22 protein-coding genes and 2 pseudogenes are annotated in these 26,086 nt (G+C 58.6%); 19 read left to right on the forward strand and 5 right to left on the reverse strand.

Features of this window, described 5'->3' with window-relative positions; genetic code table 11:
• The first annotated feature begins 112 nt into the window (after positions 1-112).
• Entirely contained in the window at positions 113-1,270 is a 1,158-nt protein-coding gene (gene argE, locus AC1D1M_RS21370) for an acetylornithine deacetylase (protein WP_477777138.1), read from the forward strand.
• Positions 1,271-1,420: 150 nt separating this feature from the next.
• Positions 1,421-2,719: an amino-acid N-acetyltransferase gene (gene argA, locus AC1D1M_RS21375; protein WP_057712838.1), complete on the forward strand. Its 1,299-nt coding sequence runs from the start codon at positions 1,421-1,423 to the stop codon at positions 2,717-2,719.
• A gap of 85 nt (positions 2,720-2,804) precedes the next feature.
• Here argA and tauA read toward each other — a convergent pair.
• A pseudogene (gene tauA, locus AC1D1M_RS21380) lies at positions 2,805-3,632 on the reverse strand (taurine ABC transporter substrate-binding protein); the annotation flags it as partial.
• Between the two features lie 364 nt (positions 3,633-3,996).
• Between tauA and AC1D1M_RS21385 the strand changes: the two are divergent.
• The 9 genes from AC1D1M_RS21385 to AC1D1M_RS21425 all read left to right on the forward strand — a co-directional run bounded on the left by AC1D1M_RS21385 (position 3,997) and on the right by AC1D1M_RS21425 (position 12,987).
• Positions 3,997-5,337, forward strand: a complete 1,341-nt coding sequence (locus tag AC1D1M_RS21385) for an OprD family outer membrane porin (protein WP_477777139.1) — start codon at positions 3,997-3,999, stop codon at positions 5,335-5,337.
• 411 nt (positions 5,338-5,748) lie between these two features.
• The gene (locus tag AC1D1M_RS21390) at positions 5,749-7,089 is read left to right on the forward strand and encodes an OprD family porin (RefSeq protein ID WP_477777140.1); all 1,341 of its coding nucleotides are present in this window, start codon (positions 5,749-5,751) and stop codon (positions 7,087-7,089) included.
• A 292-nt stretch (positions 7,090-7,381) separates the two neighbouring features.
• Entirely contained in the window at positions 7,382-8,020 is a 639-nt protein-coding gene (locus tag AC1D1M_RS21395; RefSeq protein ID WP_477777141.1) for a peroxiredoxin, read from the forward strand.
• Between the two features lie 299 nt (positions 8,021-8,319).
• Entirely contained in the window at positions 8,320-8,913 is a 594-nt protein-coding gene (gene ssuE, locus AC1D1M_RS21400) for an NADPH-dependent FMN reductase (protein WP_477777142.1), read from the forward strand.
• A 90-nt stretch (positions 8,914-9,003) separates the two neighbouring features.
• On the forward strand, positions 9,004-9,969 hold the full coding sequence (locus tag AC1D1M_RS21405; protein ID WP_057712844.1) for a sulfonate ABC transporter substrate-binding protein: 966 nt from the start codon (positions 9,004-9,006) through the stop codon (positions 9,967-9,969).
• A 25-nt stretch (positions 9,970-9,994) separates the two neighbouring features.
• Positions 9,995-11,143 carry an FMNH2-dependent alkanesulfonate monooxygenase gene (gene ssuD / locus AC1D1M_RS21410; RefSeq protein ID WP_477777143.1) on the forward strand — a complete coding sequence of 383 codons (1,149 nt, stop codon included), beginning with the start codon at positions 9,995-9,997 and terminating at the stop codon, positions 11,141-11,143.
• A 9-nt stretch (positions 11,144-11,152) separates the two neighbouring features.
• Positions 11,153-11,935: an aliphatic sulfonate ABC transporter permease SsuC gene (ssuC, locus tag AC1D1M_RS21415; RefSeq protein ID WP_160386191.1), complete on the forward strand. Its 783-nt coding sequence runs from the start codon at positions 11,153-11,155 to the stop codon at positions 11,933-11,935.
• Positions 11,932-12,738: an aliphatic sulfonates ABC transporter ATP-binding protein gene (ssuB, locus tag AC1D1M_RS21420; RefSeq protein WP_477777144.1), complete on the forward strand. Its 807-nt coding sequence runs from the start codon at positions 11,932-11,934 to the stop codon at positions 12,736-12,738. Before ssuC ends, ssuB begins: the two co-directional genes overlap by 4 nt.
• A 33-nt stretch (positions 12,739-12,771) precedes the next feature.
• On the forward strand, positions 12,772-12,987 hold the full coding sequence (locus tag AC1D1M_RS21425; protein ID WP_007967989.1) for a TOBE domain-containing protein: 216 nt from the start codon (positions 12,772-12,774) through the stop codon (positions 12,985-12,987).
• Between the two features lie 192 nt (positions 12,988-13,179).
• Here AC1D1M_RS21425 and AC1D1M_RS21430 read toward each other — a convergent pair whose 3' ends face one another.
• The 3 genes from AC1D1M_RS21430 to AC1D1M_RS21440 all read right to left on the reverse strand — a co-directional run bounded on the left by AC1D1M_RS21430 (position 13,180) and on the right by AC1D1M_RS21440 (position 16,242).
• Positions 13,180-13,812 carry a TetR/AcrR family transcriptional regulator gene (locus AC1D1M_RS21430; RefSeq protein ID WP_477777145.1) on the reverse strand — a complete coding sequence of 211 codons (633 nt, stop codon included), beginning with the start codon at positions 13,810-13,812 and terminating at the stop codon, positions 13,180-13,182.
• 90 nt (positions 13,813-13,902) lie between these two features.
• Positions 13,903-14,655 (reverse strand): carbonic anhydrase, encoded by a 753-nt coding sequence (locus AC1D1M_RS21435; RefSeq protein WP_477777146.1) that lies wholly within the window; start codon positions 14,653-14,655, stop codon positions 13,903-13,905.
• Between the two features lie 210 nt (positions 14,656-14,865).
• Positions 14,866-16,242 (reverse strand): glutamine synthetase family protein, encoded by a 1,377-nt coding sequence (locus AC1D1M_RS21440; protein WP_053163627.1) that lies wholly within the window; start codon positions 16,240-16,242, stop codon positions 14,866-14,868.
• Positions 16,243-16,520: 278 nt separating this feature from the next.
• Between AC1D1M_RS21440 and AC1D1M_RS21445 the strand changes: the two genes are divergently transcribed.
• The 8 genes from AC1D1M_RS21445 (at position 16,521) to AC1D1M_RS21480 (ending at position 25,283) form a co-directional block, all read left to right on the forward strand.
• Positions 16,521-16,880: a gamma-glutamyl-gamma-aminobutyrate hydrolase family protein gene (locus AC1D1M_RS21445; protein ID WP_477777147.1), complete on the forward strand. Its 360-nt coding sequence runs from the start codon at positions 16,521-16,523 to the stop codon at positions 16,878-16,880.
• A 38-nt stretch (positions 16,881-16,918) separates the two neighbouring features.
• Positions 16,919-18,277, forward strand: coding sequence for a glutamine synthetase family protein (locus AC1D1M_RS21450; RefSeq protein ID WP_007993132.1), 1,359 nt, complete (start codon positions 16,919-16,921; stop codon positions 18,275-18,277).
• Positions 18,278-18,335: 58 nt separating this feature from the next.
• Positions 18,336-19,700 carry an aspartate aminotransferase family protein gene (locus AC1D1M_RS21455; protein ID WP_477777148.1) on the forward strand — a complete coding sequence of 455 codons (1,365 nt, stop codon included), beginning with the start codon at positions 18,336-18,338 and terminating at the stop codon, positions 19,698-19,700.
• Positions 19,701-19,871: 171 nt separating this feature from the next.
• On the forward strand, positions 19,872-20,981 hold the full coding sequence (locus AC1D1M_RS21460) for a polyamine ABC transporter substrate-binding protein (protein ID WP_477777149.1): 1,110 nt from the start codon (positions 19,872-19,874) through the stop codon (positions 20,979-20,981).
• 187 nt (positions 20,982-21,168) lie between these two features.
• Positions 21,169-22,266 (forward strand): polyamine ABC transporter substrate-binding protein, encoded by a 1,098-nt coding sequence (locus AC1D1M_RS21465; protein ID WP_477777150.1) that lies wholly within the window; start codon positions 21,169-21,171, stop codon positions 22,264-22,266.
• A gap of 70 nt (positions 22,267-22,336) precedes the next feature.
• Positions 22,337-23,479, forward strand: coding sequence for an ABC transporter ATP-binding protein (locus tag AC1D1M_RS21470; protein ID WP_477777151.1), 1,143 nt, complete (start codon positions 22,337-22,339; stop codon positions 23,477-23,479).
• A 35-nt stretch (positions 23,480-23,514) separates the two neighbouring features.
• Entirely contained in the window at positions 23,515-24,396 is an 882-nt protein-coding gene (locus AC1D1M_RS21475; protein ID WP_477777324.1) for an ABC transporter permease subunit, read from the forward strand.
• Positions 24,393-25,283, forward strand: a complete 891-nt coding sequence (locus tag AC1D1M_RS21480; RefSeq protein WP_477777152.1) for an ABC transporter permease subunit — start codon at positions 24,393-24,395, stop codon at positions 25,281-25,283. Before AC1D1M_RS21475 ends, AC1D1M_RS21480 begins: the two co-directional genes overlap by 4 nt.
• Positions 25,284-25,385: 102 nt before the next feature.
• Here AC1D1M_RS21480 and AC1D1M_RS21485 read toward each other — a convergent pair.
• Positions 25,386-25,889, reverse strand: a pseudogene (locus AC1D1M_RS21485) (HD domain-containing protein); the annotation flags it as partial.
• Positions 25,890-26,086: the final 197 nt, after the last annotated feature.

The following is a 26,086-nucleotide window of genomic DNA, read 5'->3' on the forward strand; positions in this document are numbered from 1 at the left end:
TGCCAAGGTCGTGCAGTGTACAGGACTCAAGGTTAGTACGCGCCGCGACGGTTTATTCCTGTCATCGGTTGGTTCTATGATGGACCTCAATTTCGGGTGCCGGGAGTCAGCGATGCCATTGCCGTCGATGAAAGAACAATTCGCTGCGCTGATCGCTGCACCGTCGGTCAGTTGCACCCAGCCCAGTCTCGATCAAACCAACCGCCCGGTCATCGATCTGCTGGCGATGTGGCTCGGTGAGCTGGGTTTTACCTGCGAGATCCAGCAGGTCAGCCCCGGCAAGTTCAACCTGCTGGCCAGTTTCGGCTCCGGCCCTGGCGGCCTGGTGCTGGCCGGGCACAGCGACACCGTGCCGTTCGATGGTGCGCTGTGGCAAACCGACCCGCTGAAGCTGACTGAAGTCGACGGTCGTTGGGTCGGCCTGGGCAGTTGTGACATGAAGGGCTTTTTCGCCCTGGCGATCGAGGCGGTCAAACCGCTGCTCGACCAACCGTTCAAACAGCCGTTGCTGATTCTCGCCACCTGCGATGAAGAAAGCTCGATGTCCGGTGCCCGCGCGCTGGCCGAGGCGGGGCGACCGCTGGGGCGGGCGGCGGTGATCGGCGAGCCGACCGGGCTCAAGCCGATCCGCATGCACAAGGGCATCATGATGGAGCGCATCGACATCCTCGGGCAGAGCGGTCATTCCTCCGACCCGCGCCTGGGCCACAGCGCCCTGGAAGCCATGCACGATGCCATCGGCGAACTGCGTGGCCTGCGCTTGTTGTGGCAGCGCGAATTTCGCAATCCGCAGTTTGGCGTGCCGATGCCAACGATGAATTTCGGCTGCATCCATGGCGGCGACAATCCTAATCGCATCTGCGGCCAGTGTTCGCTGGAATTCGATTTGCGGCCGCTGCCAGGCATGGACCCCAAGGTCCTGCGCGCCGAGATCCTGCAGAAGCTCAAGCCGGTTGCCGAGCGGCATCAGGTCAAGATCGATTACGCGCCGTTGTTCCCTGAAGTGCCGCCGTTCGAGCAGGCCGAGGACGCCGAGTTGGTGCGCCTTGCCGAAAAGCTCACCGGTCACAGCGCCGAAGCAGTGGCGTTTGGCACCGAAGCACCTTATCTTCAGCGCCTTGGCTGTGAAACGCTGGTGCTTGGCCCGGGTGATATCGCCTGCGCCCACCAGCCGGGGGAATACCTCGAAATGTCACGTTTGCAGCCTACGGTGCATCTATTAAGACAACTGATCGAACACTATTGCCTGACACCGGCGCCGTTCGTATAAAGGGCGGGCATTTAAATTGCCGGTACCCCAACCCGTATTCATGAGGAGAGCGCGCGTGTCGCCAAGCCTGTTCCGACGATAACCATCAGCCCGCTGTGCGTTTTCAGTTTCGCCCTTTTTTCGGCTGCTATTTATTACAGGCCCAGGTTCATGCCCGAATACGTCAATTGGCTTCGTCACGCTTCGCCTTACATCAACGCCCACCGCGATTGCACCTTTGTCGTCATGCTGCCCGGCGACGGCGTTGAGCACCCGAACTTCGGCAATATCGTCCACGACCTGGTGCTGTTGCACAGCCTGGGCGTGCGTCTGGTGCTGGTTCACGGTTCCCGGCCGCAAATCGAAGCGCGCCTCGCGGCCCGTGGCCTGACCCCGCATTACCACCACGGTATGCGCATCACCGATGCTGCGACCCTGGAGTGCGTGATCGACGCGGTCGGCCAGTTGCGCATTGCCATTGAGGCTCGCCTGTCGATGGACATGGCTTCATCGCCGATGCAGGGCTCGCGCCTGCGGGTGGCCAGCGGCAACCTGGTGACGGCACGGCCGATCGGCGTGCTTGAAGGCGTCGATTATCACCACACGGGCGAAGTGCGCCGGGTCGACCGCAAGGGCATCAACCGTCTGCTGGACGAGCGCTCCATCGTGCTGCTGTCGCCGCTGGGCTATTCGCCGACCGGTGAGATTTTCAACCTGGCCTGTGAAGATGTCGCCACCCGCGCGGCCATCGACCTGGGCGCGGACAAACTGCTGCTGTTCGGCGCCGACCTGGGCCTGATTGACGAACACGGGCGCCTGGTGCGCGAACTGCGTCCGCAGCAAGTGCCGGCGCATCTGCAACGGCTGGGCAGTAACTATCAGGCAGAATTGCTGGATGCCGCGGCCGAAGCTTGTCGTGGCGGCGTGGCCCGCAGCCATATCGTCAGTTACGCCGAAGACGGTGCACTGCTGACCGAACTCTTCACCCGCGACGGTGGCGGCACCCTGGTCGCCCAGGAACAGTTCGAAGTGGTGCGCGAAGCGGCCATTGAGGACGTCGGTGGTTTGCTGGACTTGATCAGTCCGCTGGAAGAGCAGGGCATCCTGGTGCGCCGTTCCCGCGAGGTGCTGGAACGCGAAATCGAGCAGTTCAGTGTGGTTGAACGCGAAGGCATGATCATCGCTTGTGCGGCGCTGTATCAGATCGCCGATTCGGATGCGGGCGAGCTGGCGTGCCTGGCGGTGAATCCTGAGTACCGCCATGGCGGTCGCGGTGATGAATTGCTGGAGCGCATCGAGACCCGCGCCCGGGCTCAGGGTTTGAAGACTTTATTCGTCCTTACCACCCGCACCGCTCACTGGTTCCGCGAGCGTGGTTTTGTGCCGAGCAGCGTTGACCGTCTGCCGTCGGCGCGGGCGTCGCTGTACAACTATCAGCGTAATTCGAAGATCTTCGAAAAAGCCCTTTGAGGTTTGAAAGACTTTTGTAGGAGCTGCCGCAGGCTGCGATCTTTTGATCTTGAAAAGCAAAATCAAAAAGATCGCAGCCTGCGGCGGAACCGGCCAACAGCTCCGGTACATCGGCGGCGTTGGCACCAGTCAGTCTGGCGATTTTCTGGACGGGCAGCGAGTCAGCGGTCCATTGGTCTTTATGAGCGGCATAGTCGGCAAACGAATCCAGGGTGACCCTGGCGAATCTGGCCACGACCTCCGGATGTTTTTCGGCGTAATCCTTGCGCGCCACCCAGACCTCAAAGGTTGGCGCCCCCCATTGCCCCACCTGCGCAGCGTCGGTCAGGGTCTTGCCACTCTTGCGGATTTCCCCCAAGGCGGGCGACCAGACAAACGCGCCATCAATATCACCACGTTTCCAGGCTGCCGCGATTTCCGCCGGCTGCAGGTTCACCACTTTGACTTTCGAACCGTCCAGGCCCCAGTGCTTCAGCGCGCCAAGCAGGCTGTAGTGGGAGGTTGAAACGAAAGGCGTGGCGATGGTCTTTCCGATCAGATCTTGCGGTTTTTCGATGCCGCTACCGTTGCGCACCACCAGCGCTTCGGCGGCATTGATCTGGGCCGAGACGATGAACGCGACAATCGGCAGGTTGCGCGAGGCGGCAGCGGCCAGCGGACTGGAGCCGAGATTGCCGATTTGCACATCGCCGGAGGCAATCGCCGTGACCACTTCCGGGCCGCTGTTGAAGCGCCGCCAATCGATGGGCTGGCCGATGGTTTTTTCATAAAGGCCATCGGCCTGAGGGACTTTGCTCGGGTCGATGCCGGTTTGATAGCCGACGGTAAGGTTCGCCGCATGAGCGGTGAAAGAAAATGCGAACGATACACAAACTGTAACAATTGGTCCGGATAGTGCGCGTTTGGACGTCATGGGGCCGCCTTTCGGTAAAAGATTTGTTTCCGAATTGCGTCAGAAACTAATCGATCTAAAAAATCAAAAATAAATACCGATTAGGAATTAGCTTATGAGCCAACCCTTCTATTCTGGGATGGTTGGGGAGTGGGGAGCTAAATTCCTAAACGGTATTAGAAAAGAATCGGGTAATTCTTTTCAGGTTCATGACGAATTCATGACCCTACAGGGACCAAAAAACCGGGGATTAGACTATGGTCGTAGACACACATGGTTACGATTGACTTGTGGGTCACGCTCTGGCGCTAATCGCGCATCTTAGGATTTCGGGCGTCGACTCGAGACCAGGAACACAAGAATTAGAATCGAGAGGAGCTACACAATGAACAAGTCCACCTTGGCTCTGGCCGTGACCGTTGGGGTTTTGGCGCAGCAAGCAGGCGCCGCAGGTTTCCTGGAAGACAGCAAGGCGTCCATCAGTTCCCGCACCATGTATTACGACGCCGATATGCGTGAAGGTGCGAGCATTCCTGCCAACCGTCAGCGCGAAACCGCTGAGGGTCTCAAGTTCGATTACCTGTCCGGTTTCACCCAGGGTACTGTCGGCTTCGGTATCGATGCTCAGGCACTCGTAGGTATCCACCTGGATGGCGGCAAGGGGCATCACCCGACCGGTAACAGCAACTCATTCTTCCCTAGCGATGGCAATGAGGCGGCCGACGAGTGGAGCCGTCTGGATGGCAACGTCAAGGCGCGCTTCTCGAAGACTGAAGCCCACCTGGGTGGCGCTCTGGCACCTAACCTGCCGATCCTGATCGCGAACGACAGCCGTTTGCTGCCACAGACCTTTGAAGGTGGCACCATCACCTCCAAAGAAATCGACAACGTGACCTTTAACTTTGGTCAACTGGAGCACGCGTCGGGTCGCGCCTCCTCGAACTCCACTGGCCTGTCTGTGGCTGGCGCTACTCAGGACAGCAACAAATTCCTCTACGGCGGTGCTGACTGGAAGGTCACCAAAGACCTCTTGCTGCAGTACTACTATGCGAACCTGGAAGACTTCTACAAGCAGAACTTCCTCGGCCTGGTGCACGTCTACCCGATCGCGGCCAATCAGTCGTTCAAGACCGATATCCGTTATTTTGATAGCAGCTCCGACGGCAAGAACGGCGATCCGGGTTTCCGTTTCAATAACAACAACGGTTTCGCCAAGACCCCGGGTGAGGTCGATAACAAGACCTGGAGCGCCATGTTCACCTATACCCTGGGTGGCAACGCGTTCCTGATCGGGCATCAGCGTGTCAACGATGACGGCGGCTTCGTTTTCTTGAACCAAGGCAACCTTGTCGATGGCAACGGTAATCCTGAAGGTGCCGGCGGCGCGAGCTTCTACTCGTTTACCGACGCCACAGTTGGCAGCTTTATCCGTGCCGGTGAAAACACCACGTTCGGTCAGTACTCCTATGACTTCGCCTCCCTGGGTGTACCAGGCTTGAAAGCTTCGATTGCTTACTTGAATGGCCAGGACATCAAGGCTACCAACGGTGTTGGTAAAGACCTGAGTGAGCACGAGACCGACGCGCGCATTGATTACGTGATTCAAACGGGCGCACTGAAAGGGTTTGGTACGACTCTGCGTCACGGTACCTACCGTGGCAACACCAGCACCCTTGATCAAGACCAGACCCGTCTGATCTTCAACTACACCTACAGCTTCATGTAATTGCCGTAAGAAAAAGCCCCGCTCGCTGGCGGGGTTTTTTTTGTCTACTTTTTAATATTCCATAAAGATCTTTACTGATTATTTATTATTCTTTTTGGTTTCTATCCATCTCGCTTAAAGTGCGCCTGTCCGACACTCATCCCTGAGCTCGGATTTGACAGTTTCGTCCCTCGACAATTGATCAGGTTCAGGAATTGGCCTAGCCGCCGATACCTCGGATCTGTCGTGGGAAGTCATATTCCTAAGCGATATTAAAAAATACCAAAAAATTCTTTTTGGCTTTAAGGCCATGTATCCTGCGGCCCGCCAAATGACTGGCTTAGACGGTTTGCCGCGAATTTATGCATTCAGGATCCCGGGCAATCGATTCGGGACCAGGAACATCAGAATTAGAAACGAGAGGAGCGAAACATGAACAAGTCCACCTTGGCCATGGCTGTGGCCGTCGGGGTTTTGACCCAGCAGGCAAGCGCCGCGGGTTTTATCGAAGACAGCAAGGCAACATTGGGGCTGCGTAACTTCTACATCAACACTGACAACCGCGACGGTGCCGGCGCCAACAAAAACGAAGAGTGGGGCCAAGGCTTCGATCTGCGTTTCATCTCCGGCTACACCCAAGGCACCGTTGGCTTCGGTATCGATGCGATCGGCCTGTTGGGCGTCAAGCTGGATTCAGGTGGCGGCACCAATGGCGCCACGGCGACCTCCTACGGCGGCACGGTTTTCCCGAGCAAATCCAACGGCGAAGCGGTTGATGATTTCTCCAGCCTGGGCCTGACTGCCAAGGCCAAGGTTTCCCAGACCGAACTGAAGTTGGGTACCTTGCAGCCAAAACTGCCGGTGATCGTGACCAACGATGGCCGCCTGCTGCCGCAAACCTGGCAGGGTGGCCAGATCAGCTCCAGCGACATCAAGGACCTGACCCTGATCGGTGGTCAGATTGAAGCCGTTAAAGGCCGTAACTCCAGCAACAATGAGCAGATGTCGATTTCGGGCGCGAACACTCGCGGCACCAAATTCCGCGACAGCAACAAGTTCATCTATGCCGGTGGCGACTACAAGATCACCAAGGATCTGACGGCCCAGTACTACTACGGCAACCTGGAAGAGTTCTACAAGCAGCACTTCCTGGGTCTGGTGCACAACTGGGCAATCGGCCCGGGCGTGTTGAAGTCGGATTTCCGTTATTTCAACAGCTCTGATGATGGTGCCAACGGTCACGACCCGCTGTACTTCACCACTGGCAACTACAACGCGCCAAACGGTAAAGGCAAGGTCGACAACAACCTGTACAGCGGCCTGTTCCTGTACTCGGTTGCCGGTCATACCTTCGGTGGCGGTTACCAGGTCAGCAACGGCAGCAGCGACTTCCCTTGGCTGAACCAGGGTGACGGTTCGTCGAACTACACCATCACCGATTCGCAAATCCAGAAGTTCGGCCGTGCCGGCGAGAAAACCTGGCAGGCACGCTACTCGTTCGACTTCGCCAAGGTCGGCGTACCTGGCCTGACGGCGGGTCTGGTGTACCTGCACGGCGACAACATCGACACCGTTAACTCTAAAGGTGGCGTGGCAGCCAATGGTGCTTCCGAGTGGGAGCGCGATCTGAACGTGGCTTACGTCGTTCAGGAAGGTCCGCTGAAGAACCTGGGCCTGGCGTGGAAAAACGCGACCTGGCGCACCGACCTGCCGAACACCCGTTCGCAGGACGAAAACCGCGTGATCCTCAGCTACTCGATCCCGCTGTTGTAATAGCGCTCGCGTAACCGAGACAAAAAAAGCCCCGCCCGGTATTGCACCGGGCGGGGCTTTTACATTTTCAAGACGGGTTCACCCCCGTAATCCCGCCTTGAACTTCCCTCTTTGCAGCAACTCAAGGCCTTCTCGAACCTCGTGGCCGATGTTCGGCGGGTTGTGCGTGCACGTCCAGTGAACAGATCTTTAATATTTCTTTATGATCTAAATAAATCGATATTTATTCTTTTTAATAGATAAAAAACACAGGCACAGTTGAACCCATCAAGCACTCACAAGGAGCAGCACCATGGGTCTCAGACTTGGCGATATCGCCCCCGATTTCGAACAGAACTCCAGCGCCGGCACCATCCGTTTCCATCAGTGGCTGGGCGATAGCTGGGGCGTGCTGTTTTCCCATCCGGCGGATTTCACACCGGTGTGCACCACTGAACTGGGCTTCACCGCCAGGCTCAAGGATGAGTTCGCAGCGCGCGGCGTCAAGGCCATCGCTTTGTCGGTGGACCCGGTGGAGTCGCACCACAGGTGGATCGAGGACATCAACGAAACCCAGGCTACCGTGGTCAACTTTCCGATCCTGGATGACGCCGACCGCAAGGTCTCGGACCTCTATGACCTGATCCATCCCAACGCTAACGACACCCTGACCGTGCGTTCTCTGTTCGTGATCGACCCGAATAAAAAGGTCCGGCTGACGATTACCTACCCGGCGAGCACCGGCCGCAACTTCTATGAAATCCTGCGGGTGATCGACTCGCTGCAACTCACCGACAACTACAAGGTGGCCACACCGGCCAACTGGCAGGACGGTGATGAGGTGGTGATCGTGCCGTCGCTTAAGGACGAGGATGAAATCAAACAGCGCTTTCCCAAGGGCTATCGGGCGGTCAAGCCGTATTTGCGCCTGACGCCGCAGCCGAATCGTTGAAGGTCAGAAGATCGCAGCCTGCGGCAGCTCCTACGTACATACGCCGATCCCTGTAGGAGCTGCCGCAGGCTGCGATCTTTTCAAGGCACATCTTTTCAAGGCACCCACAAAGCAGGGGATTTTCAGGCCGTTTCGACGGCCTGTTTTTTTGCCTGGAAAAAACCGGTTTTAATATCTCTTTATCGCATAACTAAATGAATAAATATGATTTATAGATATATAAATCAGCTGTTAAGGTCACTCCATCGAAGCGAGATCGCAAGCCGCGAATCGCCAACACCGTGCAAGGAATCGTCTGAATGTTGGTTGTCTCACTCGGTGGCAGTCCCAGTCAGCGCTCTCGTTCCGGGGTGCTGCTGGATCGCTCCCAGCGTTGGTTACAAGGGCAGGGCGTGGAAGTGGTGAGTTACCAGGTACGGGACTTCCCGGCCGAGGACTTGCTGCACGCACGCTTCGACAGCCCCAAGGTGATCGACTTGCTGCAACAGATTGAAAACGCCGATGGCCTGCTGATCGCCACACCGGTTTACAAGGCATCGTTTTCCGGAGCACTGAAAGTCGTGCTGGATCTGCTGCCCGAACGCGCCTTGAGCCACAAGGTGGTTTTGCCGATGGCCACTGGCGGTAGCATCGCCCACATGCTGGCGGTGGATTACGCGCTCAAGCCGGTGCTGTCGGCATTGAAGGCCCAGGAAATGCTGCAGGGGATTTTCGCCGTCGACAGTCAGATCGCTTACGGCGAAGGCAGCGCCCTGGCGCAATTGGCGCCGGAGTTGGAGCAACGTTTATATGAAGCGCTGGAGCAGTTTTTCAGCGCCATGGCGCGACGGCCCAAGCCGCTCGATCCGAACCTGTTGAATGATCGTTTGTTGAGTGCTCGCTGGAGCATTTAAGCCTCACCGAAAAATTGAAGTACTGGCCTTACTCGCCCGCCAACGGGCAAGCAGGTGCAGCCAAAACCCAACTGCAAAAAGGAGAGCGCCATGCGCCCTGTCATTTTGCGTCGTGGTCTGGTCGCTCTGTTTGCTGCGGCTGTCACCTTCGGCGCCATTACTCAAGCTCAGGCCGAGACATTGCGAATCGGCTATCAGAAATACGGCACCCTGGTGCTGCTCAAAGCCAAGGGCACCCTGGAAAAACGTCTCGCCGCCCAAGGCGTGGACGTGCAATGGACTGAATTCCCCGGTGGCCCGCAACTGCTTGAAGGCCTGAACGTCGGCTCCATCGACTTCGGCGTCACCGGTGAGACACCGCCCGTGTTCGCCCAAGCGGCCGGCGCTGATTTGCTCTATGTCGCCTACGAACCACCAGCACCGCACAGTGAGGCGATCCTGGTGCCGAAGGACTCGGCGATCAAATCGGTGGCGGACCTCAAGGGCAAGAAAGTCGTGCTGAACAAGGGCTCCAACGTGCACTACCTGCTGGTGCGCGCACTGGAAGACGCCGGCCTCAAGTACACCGACATCCAGACCGTATTCCTGCCGCCGGCCGATGCTCGCGCCGCGTTCGAGCGTGGCAGCGTCGACGCCTGGGTGATCTGGGACCCGTACCAGGCCGCCGCCGAACAACAGCTGCAAGCGCGCACCCTGCGCGATGGCCAGGGCATCGTCGACAACCATCAGTTCTACCTGGCGACCAAGCCTTATGCGCAGAAAAACCCCGAGGTGATCAAGACCCTGGTGGAAGAAGTACGCGCGGTGGGCGAGTGGTCCAAGGCTAACCCGCAAGAGGTGACCCAACAGGTTTCACCGCTGCTCGGCCTGCCAGCAGACATCACCCTGACCTCGGTGAAGCGCCAGGGTTACGGCGCGTTGTTCCTCACCCCCGAGGTGGTCGCGGCCCAGCAGAAAATCGCCGACAGCTTCTACCAACTCAAGCTGATTCCCAAGCCGTTGAGCATCAAAGACGTGATCTGGACGCCGCCGGCCGCCGTTGCCAAAGCCCAATAATTCGATTTCCCAAGGAGACCACTCCATGAGCCTCAATATTTTCTGGTTCCTGCCTACCCACGGCGACGGCCATTACCTTGGCACCGCCGAAGGCGCACGCGCCGTCGATCACGGTTACCTGCAACAAGTCGCGCAAGCCGCTGATCGCCTGGGTTTTGGCGGGGTACTGATTCCGACCGGGCGTTCCTGCGAAGACTCTTGGTTGGTGGCGGCATCGCTGATTCCGGTGACCCAGCGCTTGAAGTTTCTGGTTGCCCTGCGCCCCGGGATCATTTCCCCGACGGTGGCGGCGCGTCAGGCCGCGACCCTGGATCGACTGTCCGGCGGGCGTGCACTGTTCAATCTGGTGACCGGGGGTGATCCGGAAGAATTGGCCGGTGATGGTCTGTTCCTCAGCCACGAAGAACGCTACCAGGCCTCGGTGGAATTCACCCGTATCTGGCGCCGTGTGCTGGAAGGTGAAACCGTCGATTACGATGGCCAGCACATCAGCGTGAAGGGGGCGAAACTGCTCTATCCGCCGATCCAGCAACCGCGTCCGCCGCTGTACTTCGGCGGTTCCTCGGAAGCCGCGCAGGACCTGGCCGCCGAACAGGTGGAAATGGTCCTGACCTGGGGCGAACCACCGGCCGCCGTCGCGGAAAAAATCGAACAGGTCCGTGCCAAGGCCGCCAAGCTTGGACGCACCGTACGCTTCGGCATTCGCCTGCATGTGATCGTGCGCGAAACCAACGATGAAGCCTGGAAAGCCGCGGATCGGCTGATCTCCCATCTCGACAACGACACCATCGCTCGTGCCCAGGCTTCGCTGGCGCGTTTCGATTCGGTTGGTCAGCAACGCATGGCTGCGCTGCATGGCGGCAGCCGCGACAACCTGGAAGTCAGCCCTAACCTGTGGGCTGGTGTAGGTCTGGTGCGCGGCGGTGCCGGTACGGCGCTGGTGGGCGATGGTCCGACGGTAGCCGCCCGGGTGAAGGAGTACGCGGACCTGGGCATCGATACCTTCATTTTCTCCGGTTATCCACATCTGGAAGAGTCGTACCGGGTGGCCGAATTGCTGTTCCCGCACCTCGATGTCGAGCGTCCTGAGCTACCGAAAAGTGCCGGCTACGTCAGCCCGTTCGGCGAGATGGTCGCCAACGACATTCTGCCCAAAGCCGCGTCCCAGAGCTGAGGCGCGGTCATGAAGAAAATCATCCACAGCCTGGCGCCCTGGGCGTTGCCGGTGTTGCTGCTGGCGGTGTGGCAGTTGAGTGTGTCGGCGGGCTGGTTGTCGACACGGATCCTGCCGGCACCCATCGCCGTCATCGAGGCCGGCGTGAGCCTGGTGCGCAGTGGCGAAATCTGGACGCACCTGGCGATCAGTGGCTGGCGTGCTGCGCTGGGCTTCACCATCGGTGGCGGCATCGGCCTGACGCTTGGCTTCATCACCGGCCTGTCGAAGTGGGGCGAGCGCCTGCTCGACAGTTCGGTGCAGATGATCCGCAACGTGCCGCACCTGGCGCTGATTCCGCTGGTGATCCTGTGGTTCGGTATCGACGAGTCGGCGAAGATTTTCCTGGTGGCGCTGGGCACGTTGTTCCCGATTTACCTCAACACCTATCACGGCATCCGTAACGTCGACCCGGCGCTGGTGGAGATGTCGCGCAGCTATGGCCTGACCGGTTTCAGCCTGTTCTGGCAGGTGATTCTGCCGGGGGCGCTGCCTTCGATTCTGGTCGGCGTGCGCTTCGCCCTGGGCTTCATGTGGCTGACGTTGATCGTGGCGGAAACCATTTCCGCGAGTTCCGGCATCGGCTATCTGGCAATGAATGCCCGGGAGTTCTTGCAGACTGACGTGGTGGTGCTGGCGATTCTGTTGTACGCGGTTCTCGGCAAACTGGCCGACCTCGCGGCCCGTGGACTTGAGCGTGTGTGGTTGCGCTGGCACCCGGCGTATCAGGTTGCCAAGGGAGGTGCTGCATGATCGCGGAGCAACCTCCACGCCTGCTGCGCGGCATTCCGCTGGCGGTGCGCAAGCTGCAAAAAACCTTTGGCTCGCGGCAGGTGCTGCGCGAGATCGACCTGCACATTCCGGCGGGCCAGTTTGTCGCCGTGGTCGGTCGCAGTGGTTGCGGCAAAAGTACCTTGCTGCGCTTGCTCGCCGGCCTCGATCAGCCAACCGGCGGCGAGTTACTCGCCGGTGCCGCGCCATTGAGCGACGCGCGGGAGGACACGCGGCTGATGTTCCAGGAAGCGCGTTTGCTGCCTTGGAAAAAGATCATCGACAACGTCGGTCTGGGCCTCAAGGGCAACTGGCGGCCGCAAGCGCTTGAAGCCTTGGACGCGGTGGGCCTGGCCGATCGCGCCCACGAGTGGCCGGCCGCGCTGTCCGGTGGACAGAAGCAACGCGTGGCGTTGGCCCGTGCGTTGATTCATCAGCCGCGCCTGCTGTTGCTCGACGAACCCTTGGGGGCGCTGGATGCCCTGACCCGAATTGAAATGCAGCAACTGATCGAGCGGCTCTGGCAACAGCATGGCTTCACGGTATTGCTGGTGACCCATGACGTCAGTGAAGCAGTAGCGATTGCCGATCGGGTGATCCTGATCGAAGACGGTGAAGTCGGCCTCGACCTGCACGTGGAACTGCCGCGCCCTCGGGTGCGTGGTTCCCATCGGCTGGCGGCGCTGGAAACCGAAGTGCTCAATCGCGTGCTGGCGCTGCCCGGCCAGCCGCCGGAACCGGAACCTGTTTCACCCTTGCCTACGCAATTGCGCTGGGCTCAATAACTCAAGTCTTAACCAACGACAGGAATCAACATCATGACAATCAAGGCCATCAACGTTCGCAACCAGTTCAAAGGCTCCATCAAGGAAATCGTCCTCGGCGACGTGCTGTCGGAAATCGATGTGCAGACCGCGTCCGGCATCGTCACTTCGGTGATTACCACACGCTCGGTGAAAGAGCTGGAACTGGCGGTCGGCAGTGAAGTGATCGCGTTTGTGAAATCCACCGAGGTGTCGATCGCCAAGTTGTAAGGCGCATGCGTAAACAACAACCCCGAAGGGTTTGAGCCCTTCGGGGTTTTTTATGTGTGCTTGTCTTGAGCTGATCGGTGCGGCCATCGCGAGCAAGCTCGCTCCCACAGGGCTATTTGTCGTTCACAGAATCTGAATTCACTGAGGATCCTTGTGGGAGCGGGCTTGCCCGCGATGAGGCCAGTGATTGCGCTAGAGCTTCCGCTTGGGTAAATACGGTGGCAAATACAGCCCCAGATACGCATCAAACACCCGCATCCCTTCCTCGGCCATGCGCGGCGTAATCTGCCCGTGCTGTTGCACCGAGCGCGCGTAGACGCGGTCACCCAATTCCATCGCCAGGGCAAACACATCGACATCACTCGGCAATGTCGGCAGCTCGAAGTGATGGTCGAACAGCTTGTGCATCAGGTCGCCCAGTTCGATGTCGTGCTGGCGGTCGGCCTGGGTAACTTCGGTCAGGCCGTGCTGGGCCAGAATGAGTTGGCGAGCGGCGGCGTCCTCTGCGTAGATGTCGAGCATGCGTTGTTCCACCAGTCGCGACAGATCACGCCAGCCCCTCAAGGCAGGGTGATCGATGGGGGCTTGCAGGCACGCGCGGAAGGCGGCGTGGATGTCGGCGGTCAAGGCTTCAAGCAACGCCGGTACGCTGGCGAAGAAGTGGTAGACCGAGGAGGGCGGAATCTCCGCGCGTTCGGCGACGCTGTAGATCGACAGGCTGGCCACGCCCTCGGCGGCCAACAGCGTGCGGGCGGCATCGAGTATCGAATCGATCCGGGCCTGGCTGCGTGCGCGGGGTTTGCGAGGTGCGGCTACGCGTGTCATTGAGGTCTCCTGCAGGGCAGCGGGCATTGTACGAGTCGACTCGCCCCTTGTCTGTATTGACTCACCGCCTCGCTTGGTCGTCCCAATGACTCAATGACCGACCACCACGCTACGACTGTTCAAGGGTTGGATCGGGCGAGCATTCATCGGATATATCGCTCGAAAAGCCTCCAGTTGTGCCTGGGACAATTGCACCGCAGTCGTCAGCACGTTCCACCGTACACCTTCAGTACACGGTGGCTCTGTCAGCGAACCCATGAAGGCATAGGCGTTATGGCTTTCAGGCAATAAATCGGCAATGTTCGCGTTGTCCAGGGTGACCATGCCACCCGCATTCCTGGGCATGGCAGCGAAGATCGGTTCCAGTGCCGTGTTGTGTGCGCCCTCTTCATACACCAAGGCAATAATCGCCAGTTCGCCTGCGTCATTGCGGTGAACCAGATGTGCGCCCAATGGATAAGTGCGGCCCTGAATCTTTTCTTCAGCAGGTGTATGAAAGTGTAATTGCACGAGAGAGAAAGTACCGGAGGGCAGGTGGACACTACCTGAATTTGGCGCAGAGACCTGAATCGTATGGCCGTTGTTCAGTACGGTAACTTTGTTTGGGCGATAGTTGAAGGACGCCGGATTGAATGGGTACTCGAACGCGTTTTGAATGTCGATCGGTGACTGTTCGTTCCCTGACTTGCAAAGGCTGTATTCACTTTTCAGTTCGCCCCAGTTTTCCGGGCCAGAGGGTCCTGCGTAACTCCATGGGGCGGTATCGGGAGTTTTGGCCCAGGCAGTGGCGCACAAACCTGCGGCGATCAAGGTAATGGCGGTACCTAATGGAATTTTAGTCATCAATGCAAAACTCAACACTTGGAGGGGCGACTGGATCAAGTCTCGGGACCCTGAAGTTTGATCTTGCGGGGGAGGTAATCGATGTAATCATTGTCTGATGGTTGTGTAGGAGTTGTCCCGGGCAAGCCAGTCATCATCCAACCTGAATGAACCCATAAAAAAACGCCGCAGGCTGTGAGGCCGGCGGCGTTTCTTCACTACTGCAACCGCTTACACGGTATGCAGGTACCAGTTGTACTCGAGGTCGGAGATGGAGTGTTCGAACTCCTCCAGCTCGCTCTCTTTACACGCGACGAAGATATCGATGTATTTCGGATCGATGTACTTGGCCATGACTTCGCTGTCGTCCAGCTCGCGCAGTGCATCACGCAGGTTGTTCGGCAGGCTCTGCTCGTTCTGCTCGTAGCTGTTGCCTTCGACCGGGGCGCCAGGCTCGATCTTGTTGGTCAGGCCGTGGTGCACGCCCGCCAAAACCGAAGCCATCAGCAGGTACGGGTTGGCGTCGGCGCCGGCTACACGATGCTCGATGCGCACGGCATCGGCAGAACCGGTCGGGACGCGAATCGCTACGGTACGGTTGTCCAGGCCCCAGCACGGCGAGTTCGGCACGTAGAACTGTGCGCCGAAACGACGGTACGAGTTGACGTTCGGGCAGAGGAAAGCCATCTGCGCCGGTAGGGTCTCGAGCACACCGCCGATCGCGTGACGCAGTGCGGCGTTCTGCTCGGGATCCTCGCTGGCAAAAATGTTCTTGCCGTCTTTGTCGAGAATCGAGATGTGGACGTGCAGACCATTACCCGCCTGGCCTGGGTAAGGCTTGGCCATGAAGGTGGTGTCCATTTCATGGTCGTAGGCGATGTTCTTGATCAGGCGCTTGAGCAGGACCGCGTAGTCGCAGGCCTTGATCGGGTCAGCCACGTGGTGCAGGTTCACTTCGAACTGCGCCGGGGCACTTTCCTTGACGATGGCGTCGGCCGGAATGCCTTGCTCTTTGGCACCTTCCAGAATGTCCTGGAGGCAGTCGACGTATTCGTCGAGGTCGTCGATCAGGTAGACCTGTGTCGAGTGTGGACGTTTGCCGGAAACCGGCGAGCGCGGTGGCTGCGGACGACCGTTCACGTTCTCCTGGTCGATCAGGTAGAACTCCAGTTCGAACGCGGCGCAGATGGTCAGGCCCATTTCGTCGAACTTGCGCACCACATTGGCCAGCACTTCACGCGGGTCGGCGAAGAATGGCTCGCCTTCGAGTTCGTGCATGGTCATCAGCAGTTGCGCGGTCGGGCGCTTCTGCCATGGCTCGTTGCATAGGGTATCGGGAATTGGATAGCAGATTCGGTCAGCATCACCGATGTCCAGGCCCAGGCCGGTGCTTTCCACCGTCGAGCCATTGATATCCAGAGCAAATAGAGAGGCCGGCAGGTTGATGCCTTTCTCGTAAACCTTGTGGAGGCTGGTGCGTTCGATGCGCTTGCCGCGCACCACACCATTCATATCCGCAATCAGAAGGTCAACGTACAGAACCTCAGGATGTTCCTTAAGGAACGCGTTCGCTTCGTTAAGCTGAACGGCACGCGGGGGTACCGACATGATGCAACACCTTTGTTGTTAAAAATATCAATCATTGATCTTTTCAGATTCCAGTCAACCCGAACGGCATGCCGAAGTCAAGCGAGGCCTTTTTTGCCCTAAAAAAGCGCTCTTATGGCTTTTTTGAGGTGCTTTGGGGCGTTTTTACTCCGCTTGGCGCGGTGACGGCCGCGGGCTTGAGCGGGCCGTGTTGTATTTTTTACGGGGGTGTTGTGTAAAAAAATGAACAAGGCTAAGCTCGAATCAAACCCATAACAGCAATAATACCGGGGTGCTTCATGTCTCGCCTGCCGATAATCGGCGTCACCGACTGCTCAAGACAGCTCGGTCGGCATGCTTGCCACAAAAGTGGTGACACGTACGTACGCGCTATGGCCTCGATCGTTTCAGGCCTGCCGGTGATTCTCCCGTCCCGGACAGAGCACCTGTCCCCGTCCGTTATTCTGGACGGTCGCGATGGCACCCCCATTACGGTTACTCCATTCAATATAGAACCGATTCACAATAGCGGCCTGACCATCGTTCAGGGCACCGCTCGCGATTCTGCACGCCCGGCCTCTGCAGCAGTGTTGGCAAACACGATAATCTGCCGCAGAAACGCTCTACAACGCGACGCCGATGCGTCAAACAATGGCTGACCTTAAAAGGGTCGGACAACTCAAGCCTAGAGGCATTTATGAGTAACAACCTCGACCAGCTCACCGATTGGTTGAAAAACCACAAGATCACAGAAGTCGAATGCATGATCGCCGACTTGACCGGGATTACCCGGGGCAAGATTTCGCCGACCAACAAATTCATCGCCGAAAAAGGCATGCGCCTGCCAGAAAGCGTGCTGTTGCAAACCGTGACCGGCGATTACGTCGAAGACGACATCTATTACGAACTGCTCGACCCGGCCGACATCGACATGATCTGCCGTCCCGACCAGAGCGCGGTGTACCTGGTGCCGTGGGCCATCGAGCCGACCGCCATCGTCATCCACGATACCTACGACAAGCAAGGCAACCCGATCGAGCTGTCGCCACGCAACGTGCTCAAGAAAGTCCTGAAGCTCTATACAGACAAAGGCTGGCAGCCGATCGTGGCGCCGGAAATGGAGTTTTACCTGACCAAGCGCAGTGACGACCCGGACTACCCGTTGCAGCCGCCGATCGGTCGCTCCGGTCGTCCGGAAATCGGTCGCCAGTCGTTCTCCATTGAGGCAGCAAACGAATTCGATCCGCTGTTTGAAGACGTCTACGACTGGTGCGAACTGCAGGACCTGGACCTCGATACGCTGATCCACGAGGACGGCACGGCGCAGATGGAAATCAACTTCCGTCACGGCGATGCCCTGTCCCTGGCCGACCAGATCCTGGTGTTCAAGCGCACCATGCGCGAAGCCGCGCTCAAGCACGACGTGGCCGCGACCTTCATGGCCAAGCCGATGACCGGCGAGCCGGGCAGTGCCATGCACTTGCACCAGAGCATCATCGACATCGAGACCGGCAAGAACATCTTCTCTAATGAAGACGGGACCATGAGCCAGTTGTTCCTGCACCACATCGGTGGTCTGCAGAAACACATTCCCGAGCTGTTGCCGCTGTTCGCACCTAACGTCAACTCGTTCCGCCGATTCCTGCCGGATACCTCGGCGCCGGTGAACGTGGAATGGGGCGAGGAAAACCGTACCGTGGGCCTGCGGGTGCCGGATGCGGGGCCGCAGAATCGTCGGGTGGAAAACCGTCTGCCGGGCGCCGATGCCAACCCGTACCTGGCGATTGCCGCGAGCCTGCTCTGCGGTTACATCGGCATGGTCGAAGGCCTGAACCCGAGTGCGCCGGTGGTGGGACGTGGCTATGAACGCCGCAACCTGCGCCTGCCGCTGACCATCGAAGACGCGTTGGAACGCATGGAAAACAGCGCGACCATCGAGCGTTATCTGGGCAAAAATTTCATTACTGGCTACGTTGCGGTCAAGCGGGCCGAGCATGAAAACTTCAAGCGCGTCATCAGTTCGTGGGAAAGGGAATTCCTGCTCTTTGCCGTCTGATACGCCGGGCGCTGCCGCTGCCTGGCGGTGCTTTCACCTGATTTTTTAGGAGATTCGTATGACCAGCAACAATCCGCAAACCCGTGAATGGCAAATCTTGAGCAATGACCACCACCTGGCTCCGTTCAGCGACTTCAAGCAGCTGAAAGAGAAGGGCCCGCGGATCATTACCAACGCCAAGGGCGTTTACCTCTGGGACAGCGAAGGCAACAAGATCCTCGACGGTATGGCCGGCCTGTGGTGTGTCGCGATTGGTTATGGTCGCGATGAACTGGCCGATGCCGCCAGTAAACAGATGCGCGAACTGCCTTACTACAACCTGTTCTTCCAGACCGCGCACCCGCCGGTACTGGAACTGGCCAAGGCTATCGCCGACATCGCGCCTGAAGGCATGAACCACGTGTTCTTCACCGGTTCCGGCTCCGAAGGCAACGACACCATGCTGCGTATGGTTCGTCACTACTGGGCGATCAAGGGCCAGCCGAACAAGAAAGTCATCATCAGCCGCAAGAACGGCTATCACGGTTCCACCGTGGCCGGCGCGAGCCTGGGCGGCATGACGTACATGCACGAACAGGGCGACTTGCCGATCCCGGGCATCGTCCACATTGCCCAGCCGTACTGGTTCGCCGAAGGCGGCGACATGACCCCGGAAGAATTCGGCGTATGGGCGGCCAACCAGCTGGAAGAAAAGATTCTGGAAGTCGGCGTCGACAACGTCGGTGCCTTTATTGCCGAGCCGATCCAGGGCGCCGGTGGCGTGATCATTCCGCCAGAGACCTACTGGCCGCGCATCAAGGAAATTCTCGCCAAGTACGACATTCTGTTCGTGGCTGACGAAGTGATTTGCGGTTTCGGTCGTACCGGCGAGTGGTTCGGCAGCGATTTCTACGACCTCAAGCCAGACATGATGACCATCGCCAAGGGCCTGACCTCGGGCTACATCCCGATGGGCGGCCTGATCGTGCGTGATGAAGTGGTGGACGTACTCAATGAGGGCGGCGACTTCAACCACGGTTTCACCTACTCCGGACACCCGGTGGCGGCGGCTGTGGGGCTGGAAAACATCCGTATCCTGCGCGACGAAAAAATTGTCGAGCGCGTGAAGTCAGAAACGGCACCGTATTTGCAAAAGCGTCTGCGGGAACTGAACGATCACCCGCTGGTGGGTGAAGTTCGTGGGGTTGGGCTGTTGGGGGCCATCGAACTGGTCCAGGACAAGGCCACACGCAAGCGTTACGAGGGTAAGGGCGTCGGCATGATCTGCCGTCAGTTCTGCTTCGATAACGGCCTGATCATGCGCGCCGTCGGCGACACCATGATCATCGCTCCGCCACTGGTGATCACGGCGGCGGAAATCGATGAGCTGGTGACCAAGGCTCGCAAGTGCCTGGACCTGACCCTGAGTGCATTGCAGGGCTAAGTGCTAGGCTCAGAGCGAGGGAGCTGCGGCGCTCTCGCTCAAAGCTGTCACAAAGGCCGGTCTTTTCTTGAAGGACCGCCTCGGATCTTGCCAGACTAGCCGCAGTTCCAGTTGTCCGGGTTCGGCCGCTGAACAAAGTGGTTCAAAAAAGAAAAATTTGGAGCATGACGCATGAAGGCATTAGGTAAAAAGCTTGCTGGCAAGACACTTCTCGCCCTGTCCGTCGCGGGCATGATGGCGGGTGCGGTTCAGGCGGACGACAAGGTGTTGCACGTCTACAACTGGTCCGACTACATCGCTCCGGACACCATCGCGAACTTCGAGAAAGAGTCGGGGATCAAGGTCGTTTACGACGTATTCGACAGCAACGAGACCCTGGAAGCCAAACTTCTGGCGGGCAAGTCCGGCTACGACGTGGTCGTGCCATCGAACAACTTCCTGGCCAAGCAGATCAAGGCCGGCGTATATCAGGAGCTGGACCAGTCCAAGCTGCCTAACTGGAAAAACCTGAACCAGGATCTGCTCAAGGCCGTTTCGGTCAGTGACCCTGGCAACAAGCACGCCTTCCCGTACATGTGGGGCTCGATCGGCATCGGTTACAACCCGGAGAAGATCAAGGCTGCGTTGGGCGTCGATACCATCGACTCCTGGGACGTGCTGCTCAAACCGGAAAACATCGCCAAGCTCAAGGGTTGCGGTGTGAGTTTCCTCGATTCGCCGACCGAAATGCTCCCGGTCGCGCTGCACTACCTGGGCCTGCCAACCGACAGCCAGAAGAAAGAAGACATCAAGAAAGCCGAGGAACTGTTCCTCAAGATTCGTCCTTCGATCACCTACTTCCACTCGTCCAAGTACATCTCGGACCTGGCCAACGGCAACATCTGCGTAGCGGTTGGCTACTCGGGTGACGTTCAGCAGGCCAAGTCCCGTGCCGCAGAGGCGGGTGACAAGGTCAAAGTCAACTACGCCATTCCGAAAGAAGGCGCTGGCAGCTTCTTCGACATGGTCGCGATTCCCAAGGATGCCGAGAACGTTCAGGGCGCCTACAAGTTCATGACCTTCCTGCAGAAGCCTGAAGTCATGGCCGGTATCACCAACGCCGTACGCTTCCCGAACGGTAACGCCGCTGCAACAGCTCTGGTAGAAAAAGACATCACCAGCGATCCAGGCATCTACCCGCCAGCCGATGTGCAGGCCAAGTTGTATGCCATCGCCGACCTGCCAGCGGCGACCCAGCGTGAAATGACCCGCAGCTGGACCAAGATCAAATCCGGTAAATAAGCCGGTTTGATGCAACAGCCTGTTGTCGCCACCTGCGCGGTGGCGGCAACAGGTTGAATTAAATGACAAAAGTTTTGCTGGAACGGTTTTTCGAGGGTAAGTTGCGCGCCGGTTTTGTTGCCGGGCAACCACGGTTGTCATGTAACGCGGGGCAACTTGGGCCCAACTAATTTCAGAGGACCTCCACTTGCCTGTTTTTTCTTTCTTGCGCAATGCCATGCTGGTCGGCGCCGGGCTGACGATTGCTGTCAGTGTCCAGGCCGCCGGCACCGTGCATATTTATAACTGGTCGGACTACATCGGCGAGAGCACCCTGGCCGACTTCCAGAAAGAGACCGGTATCAAGCCGGTTTATGACGTCTTCGATTCCAACGAAACCCTGGAAGGCAAGTTGCTGGCCGGGCGTACTGGTTATGACGTGGTCGTGCCGTCGAACCACTTCCTCGGCAAACAGATCAAGGCCGGGGCATTCCAGAAGCTCGACAAGTCGCAGCTGCCGAATTATTCGAACCTCGACCCGGTGCTGCTCAAGCGCCTGGAGCAGAACGATCCGGGCAACCTGTACGCCGTGCCGTACCTGTGGGGCACCAACGGCATCGGTTACAACGTCGACAAGGTCAAGGCTGTGCTGGGCGTCGATACGATTGATTCGTGGGGCGTGCTGTTCGAGCCGGAGAACATCAAGAAGCTGCAAAGCTGTGGCGTCGCGTTCCTCGATTCCGCCGATGAAATGATGCCGACGGTGCTCAACTACATGGGCCTGAACGCTAACAGCACTGATCCCAAGGACTACGAAAAGGCCACCGCCAAGTTGCTTGCAGTGCGCCCTTACGTGACCTACTTCCACTCCTCCAAGTACATCGCGGATCTGGCCAACGGCGATATCTGCGTGGCGATCGGTTTCTCTGGCGACATCTTCCAGGCGAAGAATCGCGCCGAAGAAGCCAAGAAAGGCGTGAACATCGCCTACTCGATACCGAAAGAGGGCGGCGCGCTCTGGTTCGACATGCTGGCAATTCCGAAGGACTCGGCCAACGTCAAGCAGGCCAACGCTTTCATCAACTATTTACTGAAGCCTGAGGTGATTGCCCAGGTCAGTGATTACGTCGGCTATGCCAACCCTAACCCGGGCTCGGACAAACTGATGGAACAGTCCATTCGCACCGACGAAGCGGTTTATCCACCGCAAGAGGTTCTCGACAAGACCTACGTGTCCATCGAGCTACCGCCGAATATTCAACGTTTGATGACCCGCAGCTGGACCAAGGTCAAGTCGGGTAAATAGTTTCAAGGCTCAGACTATCCAAGGTTCGTTCACCTTGAGCGAACTGAAAATTTTGTTGGGAGTTTCGTAAATGGCAGTTGCCTCCGGCGCCTATAAGAAAGCCCTCGAGGGCGACCAGCAACCTAAACAGGTGCTGGTCAAAATCGACCGGGTCACGAAGAAGTTCGACGAGACGATTGCCGTGGACGATGTGTCCCTGGAAATCAAGAAAGGCGAAATTTTCGCCCTGCTCGGCGGTTCGGGATCGGGCAAATCCACTTTGCTGCGCATGCTCGCAGGTTTCGAACGGCCCACGGAGGGACGCATTTTCCTCGATGGCGTAGACATCACTGACATGCCGCCCTACGAGCGGCCGATCAACATGATGTTCCAGTCCTACGCCTTGTTCCCGCACATGACCGTGGCGCAGAACATCGCTTTCGGCCTCAAGCAGGACAAGATCCCGGCCTCTGAAGTCGACGCCCGCGTGGCCGAAATGCTCAAGCTGGTACAGATGAGCCAGTACGCCAAGCGCAAGCCGCATCAATTGTCCGGTGGTCAGCGTCAGCGTGTGGCCCTGGCCCGTTCTCTGGCCAAGCGTCCGAAGCTGTTGCTGCTCGACGAACCGATGGGCGCACTGGACAAGAAGCTGCGTTCGCAAATGCAGCTGGAGCTGGTGGAGATCATCGAGCGCGTCGGCGTAACCTGCGTCATGGTGACCCACGACCAGGAAGAGGCCATGACCATGGCCGAGCGCATTGCGATCATGCACCTGGGCTGGATCGCCCAGATCGGCAGCCCGATCGACATCTACGAAACCCCGACCAGTCGCCTGGTCTGCGAATTCATCGGTAACGTGAACATCTTCGAAGGCGAAGTGATCGACGACGCCGAAGGCCACGCGATCATTACCTGCAAAGACCTGGATCGTCAGATCTACGTTGGCCACGGCATCAGCACTTCGGTGCAGGACAAGTCGGTCACCTACGCGATCCGTCCGGAAAAACTGCTGGTCACCGCCGACATGCCGACCTGCCAGTACAACTGGTCGAGCGGTAAGGTGCACGACATCGCCTACCTGGGCGGGCACTCGGTGTTCTACGTCGAACTGCCAAGCGGCAAGCTGGTGCAGTCGTTCGTGGCCAACGCCGAACGTCGCGGGCAGCGCCCGACCTGGGGTGATCAGGTCTACGTGTACTGGGAAGACGACAGCGGCGTGGTGCTTCGCTCATGAACATGCGCAAATTCAAACGTCGACTCAATCGAATAATTCCCGGTGGCCGTCAAATGGTCATCGGGGTTCCCTTCATCTGGTTGTTCCTGTTCTTCATGCTGCCGTTCTTCATCGTACTGAAGATCAGCTTCGCCGAAGCGGACGTGGCCATTCCGCCATACACCGAAATCTACAGCTACGCCGAGCAAAAGCTGCAGTTGCTGCTTAACTTGGGCAACTACGCGATGCTGGCCGGTGACGAGTTGTACATCGCCGCTTACCTCGGCTCGTTGAAGATGGCGCTGTTCAGCACCATCCTCTGCCTGCTGATCGGCTACCCGATGGCCTACGGCATCTCCGTTGCCCGCAAGGAACTGCAGACGGTACTGGTGTTGCTGATCATGATGCCGACCTGGACCGCGATCCTGATCCGCGTTTATGCGTGGATGGGCATCCTCAGCAACAACGGCCTGCTCAACGGTTTCCTGATGAGCATGGGTTGGATCGACGAGCCGCTGCAGATCCTCAACACCAACCTGGCGGTCTATATCGGCGTGGTTTATTCCTACCTGCCGTTCATGATCCTGCCGCTGTACGCCAACCTGGTGAAGCACGACCAGAGCCTGCTGGAAGCTGCATCGGACCTGGGTTCGAGCACCTTCAACAGTTTCTGGAAAATCACCGTGCCGCTGTCGAAAAACGGCATCATCGCCGGCTGCATGCTGGTGTTCATCCCGGTGGTGGGCGAGTTCGTGATCCCGGAACTGCTCGGCGGTCCGGAAACCCTGATGATCGGTAAAGTGCTCTGGCAAGAGTTCTTCAACAACCGTGACTGGCCGGTGGCGTCTGCCCTGGCGGTGGTGATGCTGGCGATCCTGATTGTGCCGATCATCCTGTTCAACCGCAGTCAGGCCAAGGAAATGGAGGGTAAAGAATGAAGCGCTTCCGTTTCTCCAGCCTGATGCTGGTACTGGGTCTGTTGTTCATCTACCTGCCGATGCTGATCCTGGTGATCTACTCGTTCAACGCCTCCAAGCTGGTAACGGTGTGGGGTGGCTGGTCGATCAAGTGGTACGTCGGCCTGCTCGACAACTCGCAACTGATGGGCTCGGTGGTGCGCTCGCTGGAAATCGCCTGCTACACGGCAGTGGCGGCGGTGGCACTGGGTACATTGGCAGCGTTCGTCCTGACCCGCATCACCCGCTTCAAGGGTCGTACCCTGTTCGGTGGCCTGGTGACTGCGCCGCTGGTGATGCCTGAGGTAATCACCGGTCTATCGCTGTTGCTGCTGTTCGTGGCCATGGCGCAGATGATCGGCTGGCCGCAGGAACGCGGCATCGTCACCATCTGGATCGCTCACACCACGTTCTGTGCGGCCTATGTGGCGGTGGTGGTCTCGGCACGTCTGCGTGAGCTGGACCTGTCCATCGAAGAGGCGGCCATGGACCTCGGTGCGAAACCGTGGAAGGTGTTCTTCCTGATCACCATCCCGATGATCGCGCCGTCGCTGGCAGCGGGCGGTATGATGTCCTTCGCGTTGTCCCTCGATGACCTGGTGCTGGCGAGCTTCGTGTCGGGCCCGGGTTCCACGACCCTGCCGATGGAAGTGTTCTCGGCGGTACGTCTGGGGGTTAAACCCGAGATCAACGCCGTGGCCAGCCTGATCCTGCTGGCAGTGTCGATCGTGACCTTCCTGGTCTGGTTCTTCAGCCGTCGCGCCGAAGAAAGCCGTCGTCGTGCGATCCAGCAGGCGATCGAAGAAGCGGCAGCCGACTCGTGGAAGCAACCGGACGTGCGTCGCGCACAGGCACCGGAAGCGGCTTGAGTCTGCAATAGGGTTGGCCACGGTTTTGTGGTCTACCCGACCCCCCTGTGGGAGCGAGCTTGCTCGCGATAGCGGACTGACATTCAACATCGATGTTGACTGGAACGTGGTCTGCGGACGATGGCGCAAGCCGTCGGCAAACGCGCAGATGATGCACTCCTTGAATCCCTCGCCCCGTGGATGCGCATGCACCACCGCTTCGCGCTGCACGCTGGAAAACGCCGCGTAGTCCATGCCCAGCACGTCCATCTCGACGCCCGCCGTTACCAGCGCCACGGTGGGCCGCAAGTGCTGAGGCACGCCGGGCGTGGTGTGCAGGGCAATCGATAGCCAGACCTGTTCGATATCGTCATCGCTCAGTCCGTAGGGCTTGAGAAACGCCGCGGCGGCGTTGGCGCCATCGACTTCGAAGCGCTCGTTGTCGCTGCGGTGACCTTGCACCAGGCCCAGGTCATGGAACATCGCGCCAACGTACAAGAGCTCGGGGTTGTAGGCCAGTTGCTTGCGCTCACCGCTCAGTGCACCGAACAGGAAGACCCGGCGCGAGTGGTGGTAGAGCAGGTCGGACTCGATGTCGCGGATGTATTCGGTGGTGGCCTTGGCCAGCGCGCTGTCGGGGATCCTGATGCCGGCGATGGTGGTGCTCATGGAGTTTTCCTCGTCGTGAACGCCTTGGCGGCGCTGAGGGTCTCAGTCTGTTCCGGCCCCCGAAGCGGGACAATCAATCCATGGCTGCAATCCCGGCCAATAAGCATTCATATCGCGCCAACCTCGCTTGTTGGGGGTGGATTGGCTAGGGTGCA

The organism is Pseudomonas sp. P1_F7 (genome assembly GCF_056405655.1).

Coding starts and splice junctions, on each gene's coding strand:
- argE (WP_477777138.1), top strand. CDS start 113: ATGCCATTGCCGTCGATGAAAGAACAATTCGCTGCGCTGATCGCTGCA.
- argA (WP_057712838.1), top strand. CDS start 1,421: ATGCCCGAATACGTCAATTGGCTTCGTCACGCTTCGCCTTACATCAAC.
- AC1D1M_RS21385 (WP_477777139.1), top strand. CDS start 3,997: ATGAACAAGTCCACCTTGGCTCTGGCCGTGACCGTTGGGGTTTTGGCG.
- AC1D1M_RS21390 (WP_477777140.1), top strand. CDS start 5,749: ATGAACAAGTCCACCTTGGCCATGGCTGTGGCCGTCGGGGTTTTGACC.
- AC1D1M_RS21395 (WP_477777141.1), top strand. CDS start 7,382: ATGGGTCTCAGACTTGGCGATATCGCCCCCGATTTCGAACAGAACTCC.
- ssuE (WP_477777142.1), top strand. CDS start 8,320: ATGTTGGTTGTCTCACTCGGTGGCAGTCCCAGTCAGCGCTCTCGTTCC.
- AC1D1M_RS21405 (WP_057712844.1), top strand. CDS start 9,004: ATGCGCCCTGTCATTTTGCGTCGTGGTCTGGTCGCTCTGTTTGCTGCG.
- ssuD (WP_477777143.1), top strand. CDS start 9,995: ATGAGCCTCAATATTTTCTGGTTCCTGCCTACCCACGGCGACGGCCAT.
- ssuC (WP_160386191.1), top strand. CDS start 11,153: ATGAAGAAAATCATCCACAGCCTGGCGCCCTGGGCGTTGCCGGTGTTG.
- ssuB (WP_477777144.1), top strand. CDS start 11,932: ATGATCGCGGAGCAACCTCCACGCCTGCTGCGCGGCATTCCGCTGGCG.
- AC1D1M_RS21425 (WP_007967989.1), top strand. CDS start 12,772: ATGACAATCAAGGCCATCAACGTTCGCAACCAGTTCAAAGGCTCCATC.
- AC1D1M_RS21430 (WP_477777145.1), bottom strand. CDS start 13,812: ATGACACGCGTAGCCGCACCTCGCAAACCCCGCGCACGCAGCCAGGCC.
- AC1D1M_RS21435 (WP_477777146.1), bottom strand. CDS start 14,655: ATGACTAAAATTCCATTAGGTACCGCCATTACCTTGATCGCCGCAGGT.
- AC1D1M_RS21440 (WP_053163627.1), bottom strand. CDS start 16,242: ATGTCGGTACCCCCGCGTGCCGTTCAGCTTAACGAAGCGAACGCGTTC.
- AC1D1M_RS21445 (WP_477777147.1), top strand. CDS start 16,521: ATGTCTCGCCTGCCGATAATCGGCGTCACCGACTGCTCAAGACAGCTC.
- AC1D1M_RS21450 (WP_007993132.1), top strand. CDS start 16,919: ATGAGTAACAACCTCGACCAGCTCACCGATTGGTTGAAAAACCACAAG.
- AC1D1M_RS21455 (WP_477777148.1), top strand. CDS start 18,336: ATGACCAGCAACAATCCGCAAACCCGTGAATGGCAAATCTTGAGCAAT.
- AC1D1M_RS21460 (WP_477777149.1), top strand. CDS start 19,872: ATGAAGGCATTAGGTAAAAAGCTTGCTGGCAAGACACTTCTCGCCCTG.
- AC1D1M_RS21470 (WP_477777151.1), top strand. CDS start 22,337: ATGGCAGTTGCCTCCGGCGCCTATAAGAAAGCCCTCGAGGGCGACCAG.
- AC1D1M_RS21480 (WP_477777152.1), top strand. CDS start 24,393: ATGAAGCGCTTCCGTTTCTCCAGCCTGATGCTGGTACTGGGTCTGTTG.